Genomic DNA, 9,427 nt, shown 5'->3' with positions numbered 1-9,427 from the left:
ACGTGGAACAGGGCCGTATCACCCAGACCCACGACCATCGGGAGTGAAGGCATTGAGCGAAGAAAATACGTACGACTCAACGAGCATTAAAGTGCTGAAAGGCCTGGATGCCGTACGCAAACGTCCCGGTATGTACATTGGTGACACCGACGATGGCAGCGGTCTGCACCACATGGTGTTCGAAGTGGTCGATAACTCGATCGACGAAGCTCTCGCCGGCCACTGCGACGACATCAGCATCATCATTCACCCGGATGAGTCCATCACCGTTCGTGACAACGGCCGTGGCATCCCGGTAGACGTGCACAAAGAAGAAGGCGTTTCGGCAGCCGAGGTCATCATGACCGTGCTGCACGCCGGCGGTAAGTTCGATGACAACTCCTACAAAGTATCCGGCGGTCTGCACGGTGTAGGTGTGTCGGTGGTGAACGCCCTGTCCAAAGAACTGGTCCTGACCGTTCGCCGCAGTGGCAAGATCTGGGAACAGACTTACATCCATGGTGTTCCGAAAGAGCCGATGAAGATCGTTGGCGAAAGCGAATCCACTGGTACCCAGATTCACTTCAAGCCTTCAGAAGACACCTTCAAGAACATCCACTTCAGCTGGGACATCCTGGCCAAGCGGATTCGTGAACTGTCCTTCCTCAACTCCGGTGTCGGCATCGTCCTCAAGGATGAGCGCAGCGGCAAGGAAGAGCTGTTCAAGTACGAAGGCGGCCTGCGTGCATTCGTTGAATACCTGAACACCAACAAGACTGCGGTCAACCAGGTGTTCCACTTCAACATCCAGCGTGAAGACGGCATTGGCGTGGAAATCGCCCTGCAGTGGAACGACAGCTTCAACGAGAACCTGTTGTGCTTCACCAACAACATTCCACAGCGCGATGGCGGTACTCACTTGGTGGGTTTCCGTTCCGCACTGACGCGTAACCTGAACACCTACATCGAAGCTGAAGGTCTGGCGAAGAAGCATAAAGTCGCGACCACCGGTGACGACGCCCGTGAAGGCCTGACCGCGATCATTTCGGTGAAAGTACCGGATCCGAAGTTCAGCTCCCAGACCAAAGACAAGCTGGTTTCTTCCGAAGTGAAGACCGCCGTCGAACAGGAAATGGGCAAGTACTTCTCCGACTTCCTGCTGGAAAACCCGAACGAAGCCAAACTGGTCGTCGGCAAGATGATCGACGCGGCGCGTGCTCGTGAAGCGGCGCGTAAAGCCCGTGAAATGACCCGCCGCAAAGGCGCGCTGGATATCGCCGGCCTGCCGGGCAAACTGGCTGACTGCCAGGAAAAAGACCCTGCCCTTTCCGAACTGTACCTCGTGGAAGGTGACTCTGCTGGCGGCTCCGCCAAGCAGGGGCGTAACCGTCGCACCCAGGCCATCCTGCCGCTCAAGGGCAAGATCCTGAACGTCGAGAAGGCGCGCTTCGACAAGATGATCTCTTCGCAAGAAGTGGGCACCTTGATCACCGCGCTGGGCTGCGGCATCGGCCGCGACGAGTACAACATCGACAAGCTGCGCTACCACAACATCATCATCATGACCGATGCTGACGTCGACGGTTCGCACATCCGTACCCTGCTGCTGACCTTCTTCTTCCGTCAGTTGCCAGAGCTGATCGAACGCGGCTACATCTACATCGCTCAGCCACCGCTGTACAAGGTCAAGAAAGGCAAGCAAGAGCAATACATCAAAGACGACGACGCCATGGAAGAGTACATGACGCAGTCGGCCCTTGAAGATGCGAGCCTGCACCTGAACGAAGAAGCCCCAGGTATCTCCGGCGAGGCGCTTGAGCGTCTGGTGAATGACTTCCGTCTGGTGATGAAGACCCTCAAGCGTCTGTCGCGCCTGTACCCACAGGAGCTGACCGAGCACTTCATCTACCTGCCTGCGGTGAGCATGGAGCAACTGTCCGATCACGCAGCGATGCAGGATTGGCTGGCTCAGTACGAAGTTCGCCTGCGTACCGTCGAGAAGTCCGGCCTGGTTTACAAAGCCAGCCTGCGTGAAGACCGCGAACGTAACGTCTGGCTGCCAGAGGTCGAACTGATCTCCCACGGCCTGTCGAACTACGTCACCTTCAACCGCGACTTCTTCGGCAGCAACGATTACAGGACTGTCGTTTCCCTGGGCGCGCAACTGAGCACCCTGTTGGACGACGGTGCGTACATCCAGCGTGGCGAGCGTAAGAAGCCGGTGACCGAGTTCAAGGAAGCMCTTGAATGGCTGATGGCTGAAAGCACCAAGCGTCACACCATCCAGCGATACAAAGGTCTGGGCGAAATGAACCCGGATCAGCTGTGGGAAACCACCATGGACCCAAGCCAGCGCCGGATGCTCAAAGTGACCATCGAAGACGCCATCGGCGCAGACCAGATCTTCAACACCCTGATGGGTGATGCGGTCGAACCTCGCCGTGACTTCATCGAAAGCAACGCCTTGGCGGTTTCCAACCTGGATTTCTGATCCAGCGAACCTGCCAAACCAAAAAGGCCAACGCTTAGCGTTGGCCTTTTTTATGGACTAAAAACACCTCGATTCAGGTCGTCCACTCCTTTAGTTCATAGAGTGGAAAACCGCAAATCCGAGGCATAAAAAAACCGGCTATATCAGCCGGTTTTTTTGCGCCCGAAAAAAACTTATGCACCATTTTCTGCGTTTTATGTGTTTAAGAAATATGTATATAAATCATAAGCTTATAAAACAATAACGCTGCTTTTCGACAAAACGGTACACAGGTTATCCACAGAATCTCAGACAGTCACTTGATCACTGGCAGTCGGCGCCGCCGGGGTTGCCGGAAGTGAACCCATTTCCCGTTGCATCTGCTCGTTCCAGGCTTGCACCCGGTCGTTCAGATCGGCAATGGCGCGAGGCCCGCTACCCTCTGCGTACATCGGTTCCCCTATGATCACCGTGATGACACCCTGCTTCTTCGCCCAGCCGGTTTTTGGCCAGAACTTGCCGGCATTGTGCGCAATCGGCAACACGGGAAGCTCAGCGTTGACGGCCAAGGCGGTACCACCGCGAGAAAATTTCCCGATGGTGCCAAACGGAACCCGTGTCCCTTCCGGAAAGATCAGGACCCAGACGCCGTCCTTGAGCAACTCGTCGCCTTTCTTCGCCACATGCTTGAGCGCGGCTTTTGGATTGTCGCGGTCGATAGCAATTGGTCGCAGCATGGCCATGGCCCAGCCGAAGAACGGCACATACAGCAATGAACGCTTGAGCACCTGGCTCAACGGCTCGAAGTAAGCGGAGAGAAAGAACGTCTCCCACGTGCTCTGGTGGTTCGATTGGATCACGCAGGGTTGGTCAGGCACGTTCTTGGCGCCCTTCACTTCGTAGCTGATGCCCAGGAACACTTTGCTCAGCCACAAGGCGCAGCGGCACCAGTACACATTAATGAAGCGATATCGCGCCTTGAACGGCAGAAAAGGCGCGATGAAAAAGCTCAGGCTGCACCAAAGCAAAGAGCTGGTGCCCAGCAACAGATAAAAGAGGAACGTTCTGATGGCCTGCAGTATCGACATGGTGACGTTTACCGTGCGGGCTCTGCCCGTCTATAAGCGCACTCCCGATCAGTCCTTAATCGGAACAATCGAAGCACTTTAATTGTGGATAAGTTCTGCGGCAATCGCCGCCAGATCGTCAAAAATCAAGGTGCCCACCGGTAGGGACTTGCCCAGAGTCTTTACGCCTTTCCCGGTCTTTACCAAAACAGGTTGTGAATCGACGGCTTTGGCGGCTTCCAGGTCACCAAGGCTGTCGCCGACGAACCAGAGATTGGTCAGCGACACGTTGTAATGCCCGGCGATGGTTTTCAACATCCCGGGTTTCGGCTTGCGGCAATCGCAGCCTTCGTCCGGCCCGTGCGGGCAATAGACGATCAGCCCGACTTCACCGCCCTGCTCCGCCACCAATGAGCGCAAGCGCTCGTGCATGGCGTCCAGGGTGGCAATGTCGTAATAGCCGCGAGCGATACCCGACTGGTTGGTAGCCACGGCTACCGTCCAGCCGGCCTTGCTCAACTGCGCGATGGCTTCGATCGAACCGGGAAGTGGAATCCACTCCTCCACCGACTTGATGTAAGCGTCGGAGTCGTAATTGATCACCCCGTCGCGATCGAGAATCAGCAGTTTCAAACGCAGCCCCTTAGCCCAGCAGCGAGATATCAGCGACGCCTAGGAACAGGCCACGCAGACGCGCCAGCAAGGCATAGCGGTTGGCGCGGACCTTGGCATCTTCTGCGTTGACCATCACGGCTTCGAAGAACGCATCCACCGGCTCGCGCAATGCGGCCAGGCGTGCCAGCGATTCGCTGTACTGACGGGCCGCGGCCATCGGCTGAACAGCCTGGTCCGCCTGCTGGATCGCCGAGTACAGGGAGAACTCGTTGGCATTGTCGAAGTACTTGGCTTCAACCACCGTCGGAACGGAGCCTTCGACCTTGCTCAGCAAGTTCGATACGCGCTTGTTCACCGCAGCCAGGGCCGCAGCTTCCGGCAATTTGCGGAAAGCTTCTACCGCTTGAACACGCTGGTCGAAGTCCAGTGCCGAACCCGGCTTCAGGGCACGCACCGACAGGTAAGTCGCGACATCCACGCCTTCGTCTTCGTAACGGGCACGCAGACGGTCGAAGATGAACTCCAGCACCGCGTCGTTCAGGCCGGCGGCCTTGACCTTGGCACCGAACGCATCGACGGCCAAGGCCACGGCGTCGGTCAGGTCCAGGTCCAGCTTCTTGTCGATCAGGATGCGCAACACACCCAGCGCTGCACGGCGCAGGGCATACGGGTCTTTGCTGCCGGTTGGCAACATGCCGATACCGAAGATACCCACCAGCGTGTCGAGCTTGTCCGCGATGGCCACGGCCGCACCGGTCAGGGTGGACGGCAGTTCAGCGCCAGCACCGCGCGGCATGTACTGCTCGTTCAGTGCCAGGGCGACTTCTTCCGGCTCGCCGTCGTTGAGGGCGTAGTAGTAACCGGCAACACCTTGCATCTCCGGGAACTCACCGACCATCTCGGTCGACAGGTCGCACTTGGACAGCAGGCCGGCGCGGGACGCCCAGGCTGCATTGCCGCCAATACGCTGGGCGATGAACGCAGCGAGTCTGGAAACACGCTCGGCCTTGTCATAGACGCTGCCGAGTTTTTCCTGGAACACCACGTTCTGCAGGCGCAGGTTGAAGTCTTCGAGTTTTTGCTTCTTGTCTTGCTTGAAGAAGAACTCGGCGTCGGTCAGTCGTGGGCGAACCACTTTCTCGTTACCGGCGATGATCTGCTGCGGGTCTTTGCTTTCGATGTTGGCCACGGTAATGAAACGTGGCAGCAACTTGCCGTCGGCATCCAGCAGGCAGAAATACTTCTGGTTGTCCTGCATGGTGGTGATCAGCGCTTCTTGCGGCACGTCGAGGAAACGTTCCTCGAACGAGCACACCAGCGGCACCGGCCATTCGACCAGCGCGGTCACTTCGTCGAGCAGCGCCGGCGGAACAATCGCCGTGCCTTCCTGACGGGTGGCCAGTTCTTCGGTGCGCTTGCTGATGATCTCGCGACGTTCGTTGGCATCGGCCAGGACGTAAGCGGCACGCAAGTCGGCCAGGTAATTGGCCGGCGAGGTGATGCGTACATTTTCCGGGTGATGGAAGCGGTGGCCACGGGAATCGCGGCCAGCCTTCTGGGCGAGGATGGTGCAATCGATGACTTCGTCACCGAGCAGCATCACCAGCCATTGGGTCGGACGAACGAATTCTTCCTTGCGAGCGCCCCAACGCATGCGTTTCGGGATCGGCAGGTCGTTCAGCGAATCTTCGACGATGGTCGGCAGCRGGCTCGCGGTCGGCTTGCCGGCGATGCTTTGGCTGTAACGCAGTTTCGGGCCGCTCTGATCGATTTCGCTCAACTCGACGCCGCACTTCTTGGCAAAACCCAGGGCTGCCTGGGTCGGGTTGCCTTCGGCATCGAACGCTGCCTGACGTGGCGGACCATCGAGGTTGATGCTGCGATCCGGTTGCTGGGTGRCCAGCGACGTGATCAGCACGGCCAGGCGACGCGGCGCGGCGTAGACGGTTTTGGTCTCGTAGTTCAGGCCGGCCGCTTGCAGGCCCTTGTCGATACCGGCGAGGAACGCCTCGGCCAGGGTGTTCAGGGCTTTGGGTGGCAGTTCTTCAGTGCCCAGTTCAACCAGAAAATCCAGAGCACTCATTGTGCAGCCTCCAGCTTGGCCAGTACTTCGTCACGCAGGTCCGGGGTCGCCATCGGGAAGCCCAGCTTGGCGCGAGCCAGCAGGTAGGCTTGCGCAACGGAACGCGCCAGGGTGCGTACTCGCAGAATGTATTGCTGACGCGCGGTCACCGAGATCGCCCGGCGTGCATCCAGCAGGTTGAAGGTATGGGAGGCCTTCAGCACCATTTCGTAGCTCGGCAACGGCAGCGGCTGGTCGAGTTCGATCAGGCGCTTGGCTTCGCTTTCGTAGAAATCGAACAGTTCGAACAGTTTCTCGACGTTGGCGTGTTCGAAGTTGTAAGTGGACTGCTCCACTTCGTTCTGGTGGAACACGTCGCCGTAGGTCACTTTGCCGAACGGACCGTCAGCCCAGACCAGGTCGTAGACCGAGTCCACGCCTTGCAGGTACATGGCCAGACGCTCCAGACCGTACGTGATCTCGCCGGTCACCGGGTAGCATTCGATGCCGCCCGCTTGCTGGAAGTAAGTGAACTGGGTCACTTCCATGCCGTTGAGCCAGACTTCCCAGCCCAGACCCCAGGCGCCGAGTGTTGGCGATTCCCAGTTGTCTTCGACGAAGCGAATGTCGTGGACCAGCGGGTCCAGGCCGACATGCTTGAGGGAGCCCAGGTACAGTTCCTGGAAGTTGTCCGGGTTCGGCTTCAGCACAACCTGGAACTGGTAGTAGTGCTGCAGACGGTTCGGGTTTTCACCGTAGCGGCCGTCAGTCGGACGGCGGCTTGGTTGCACGTAGGCGGCGTTCCAGGTTTCCGGGCCAATGGCGCGCAGGAAGGTCGCGGTGTGGAAAGTGCCGGCGCCTACTTCCATATCGTAGGGCTGAAGTACCACACAACCTTGCTCGGCCCAGTATTGCTGGAGGGCGAGGATCAAGTCTTGGAAGGTACGCACGGCTGGCGTAGGCTGGCTCACGAAATTCACCTGTTTCTTGGGCTGCGATTTAAAGAGCGGGAGTATACCCGATTCGTTGCTGCGCACGCCCCCTGGAGCCTTATGCCACGCTGCTTTTGGTGTTCCGAAGATCCGCTGTACATGGCTTATCACGATCAGGAGTGGGGCACGCCGCTACGCGATGCGCAGGGATTGTTCGAGTTGCTTTTGCTCGAAGGGTTCCAGGCCGGTCTTTCCTGGATCACTGTGTTGCGCAAACGCGAGCATTATCGCCAGGTGATGTTTGGGTTTGATGTACAGCGCGTGGCGCAAATGAGCGACGCGGAAATCGATGAATTGATGCTCGACCCGGGCATCATCCGCAACCGCCTCAAGCTCAACGCGGCCCGGCGTAATGCGCAGGCCTGGCTGGCGCTGGAGGACCCGGTGGCGTTTCTCTGGTCGTTCGTCGGCGGTACGCCGGTGATCAATCATTTCAAGGATCGCAGCGAAGTTCCGGCCGTCACGCCGACCGCCGTGGAAATGAGCAAAGGCCTGAAAAAGGCCGGCTTCACGTTCGTCGGCCCGACGATTTGCTACGCGCTGATGCAGGCCTCGGGCATGGTCATGGACCACACCCGCGATTGCGATCGCTACGCGACTTTAGCGAACGGCGGTTAGAATAGCCGCCTCGCGCACAGCACAAATTCAGGAGTGACCTGTGGATAAGTTGAAAGGCGCCTTGCTGGTAGGCGCTCTGCGGCTGTTTGCCCTGCTTCCGTGGCGGGCCGTACAGGCCGTGGGCTCGGCGATTGGCTGGGTCATGTGGAAAACCCCGAACAGATCCCGCGACGTGGTGCGGATCAACCTCGCCAAATGTTTTCCACAGATGGACCCGGCCGAGCGTGAGCGCCTGGTGGGCCAGAGCTTGAAGGACATCGGCAAGTCCCTGACCGAAAGCGCCTGCGCGTGGATCTGGCCGGCCCAGCGCTCCATTGACCTGGTGCGCGAAGTCGAAGGCCTCGACATATTGAAGGACGCCCTCGCCTCCGGCAAAGGCGTGGTCGGCATCACCAGCCACCTGGGCAACTGGGAAGTGCTCAATCACTTCTATTGCAGCCAGTGCAAACCGATCATTTTTTATCGTCCACCGAAGTTGAAGGCTGTGGATGAATTGCTGCAAAAGCAACGGGTACAGCTTGGCAACAAAGTGGCCGCTTCCACCAAGGAAGGCATCCTCAGCGTCATCAAAGAAGTGCGCAAAGGTGGTGCAGTGGGCATTCCCGCTGACCCGGAACCGGCCGAATCCGCCGGAATTTTCGTGCCCTTCTTCGCAACCCAGGCGCTGACCAGCAAGTTCGTGCCGAACATGCTCGCCGGCGGCAAAGCGGTCGGCGTGTTCCTGCATGCCCTGCGGTTGCCGGACGGTTCGGGCTACAAAGTGATCCTGGAAGCCGCGCCAGAGGCCATGTACAGCACCGACACAGCGGAGTCCTGTGCGGCCATGAGTAAAGTGGTCGAGCGTTATGTCGGGGCGTATCCGAGCCAGTACATGTGGAGTATGAAGCGCTTCAAGAAGCGTCCACCGGGTGAAGAACGCTGGTATTGAGTTGATTGGCATGATCTGTGGATAATTCCCGAGCCTGGGTTATCCACAACTGTTCATTAAAGGGCGCAGCAGATGTCCGAACACCGCAAATCGTTTCGCATCAAAATCAGCCATGAAAGCTTCGGTGAATGCCTGGGCCAGACACGCAACCTTTCGACCACGGGTGTCTACGTCAAACATCCGGGGCTGTCGTCGTTGCCTAAGGGCGCGGTGGTCTATGGGCAGGTGCAGGGCTTACCCACAGGTGCGCCGCGTGTGCGCATGGAAGTGATTCAGGTGGATGCCGACGGGATAGGCCTGCGCTACCTCTGATCAGTGCGCGTTGCGCTCGAGCTTCTTCAGAAACACCGTCATCTCCTTCTCTGCCTGCTTGTCGCCATGGGCGCGAGCGGCATTCAGACCTTGTTCCCACGCCTGCCGGGCCGCCGCGAAATCCTCCTGCGCCAGCCAGGCCTTGCCCAATAGTTTCCAGGCCGCCGAATACTTCGGATCGAACTCGACACAGCGCTGGAAATGCTCGGCAGCCTTGGCGTTTTCCCCAAGATCCAGATAACCCTTGCCCAGGCCAAAGCGCAGCAATGAGTTATCCACACCCTTGGCGAGCATTTTTTCCAGGGATTCGATCATCAGCACTACCCCTCAGTCAGTGATCGTTCCCACGCTCCGCGTGGGAATGCCTCAATGGATGCTCGGCGT

Annotated in this window: 9 protein-coding genes; 4 read left to right on the top strand and 5 right to left on the bottom strand. The window is 58.5% G+C overall.

Translation table 11 applies throughout. The features are described 5' to 3' along the window. Positions 1–52: 52 nt before the first annotated feature. On the top strand, positions 53–2,470 hold the full coding sequence (gyrB, locus tag AC1D2P_RS21715) for a DNA topoisomerase (ATP-hydrolyzing) subunit B (protein ID WP_109786917.1): 2,418 nt from the start codon (positions 53–55) through the stop codon (positions 2,468–2,470). 287 nt (positions 2,471–2,757) lie between these two features. Here the strand turns inward: gyrB and AC1D2P_RS21710 are convergent, their stop codons facing one another. From AC1D2P_RS21710 to glyQ, 4 genes are all read right to left on the bottom strand, one after another. Further along, positions 2,758–3,537 (bottom strand): lysophospholipid acyltransferase family protein, encoded by a 780-nt coding sequence (locus AC1D2P_RS21710; RefSeq protein WP_046030975.1) that lies wholly within the window; start codon positions 3,535–3,537, stop codon positions 2,758–2,760. A gap of 78 nt (positions 3,538–3,615) precedes the next feature. Next, entirely contained in the window at positions 3,616–4,155 is a 540-nt protein-coding gene (gene gmhB, locus AC1D2P_RS21705; RefSeq protein WP_177412260.1) for a D-glycero-beta-D-manno-heptose 1,7-bisphosphate 7-phosphatase, read from the bottom strand. Positions 4,156–4,159: 4 nt separating this feature from the next. Further along, complete coding sequence (gene glyS / locus AC1D2P_RS21700) at positions 4,160–6,214, bottom strand: glycine--tRNA ligase subunit beta (protein ID WP_477811584.1); 2,055 nt, start codon at positions 6,212–6,214, stop codon at positions 4,160–4,162. After that, entirely contained in the window at positions 6,211–7,164 is a 954-nt protein-coding gene (gene glyQ / locus AC1D2P_RS21695; protein ID WP_003213601.1) for a glycine--tRNA ligase subunit alpha, read from the bottom strand. Before glyQ ends, glyS begins: the two co-directional genes overlap by 4 nt. Positions 7,165–7,245: 81 nt before the next feature. Here glyQ and AC1D2P_RS21690 point away from each other — a divergent pair, with 81 nt between their 5' ends. The 3 genes from AC1D2P_RS21690 to AC1D2P_RS21680 all read left to right on the top strand — a co-directional run bounded on the left by AC1D2P_RS21690 (position 7,246) and on the right by AC1D2P_RS21680 (position 9,043). Continuing rightward, a complete protein-coding gene (locus AC1D2P_RS21690; RefSeq protein ID WP_046030982.1) occupies positions 7,246–7,803 on the top strand; it encodes a DNA-3-methyladenine glycosylase I in 558 nt (185 codons plus the stop codon). A 40-nt stretch (positions 7,804–7,843) separates the two neighbouring features. Continuing rightward, positions 7,844–8,731 carry a lysophospholipid acyltransferase gene (locus tag AC1D2P_RS21685; RefSeq protein WP_046030983.1) on the top strand — a complete coding sequence of 296 codons (888 nt, stop codon included), beginning with the start codon at positions 7,844–7,846 and terminating at the stop codon, positions 8,729–8,731. A 72-nt stretch (positions 8,732–8,803) separates the two neighbouring features. Continuing rightward, positions 8,804–9,043, top strand: a complete 240-nt coding sequence (locus tag AC1D2P_RS21680; RefSeq protein ID WP_109786870.1) for a PilZ domain-containing protein — start codon at positions 8,804–8,806, stop codon at positions 9,041–9,043. On the opposite strand, the gene AC1D2P_RS21675 is transcribed toward AC1D2P_RS21680, so the two are convergent. Next, the gene (locus AC1D2P_RS21675; protein WP_177412261.1) at positions 9,044–9,361 is read right to left on the bottom strand and encodes a tetratricopeptide repeat protein; all 318 of its coding nucleotides are present in this window, start codon (positions 9,359–9,361) and stop codon (positions 9,044–9,046) included. Between the last annotated feature and the right edge of the window lie 66 nt (positions 9,362–9,427).

The organism is Pseudomonas sp. P1_F1_2 (assembly GCF_056405815.1).
Note: the sequence above shows the minus strand (reverse complement) of the source record. Positions and strands in the feature narration are given on the sequence as shown.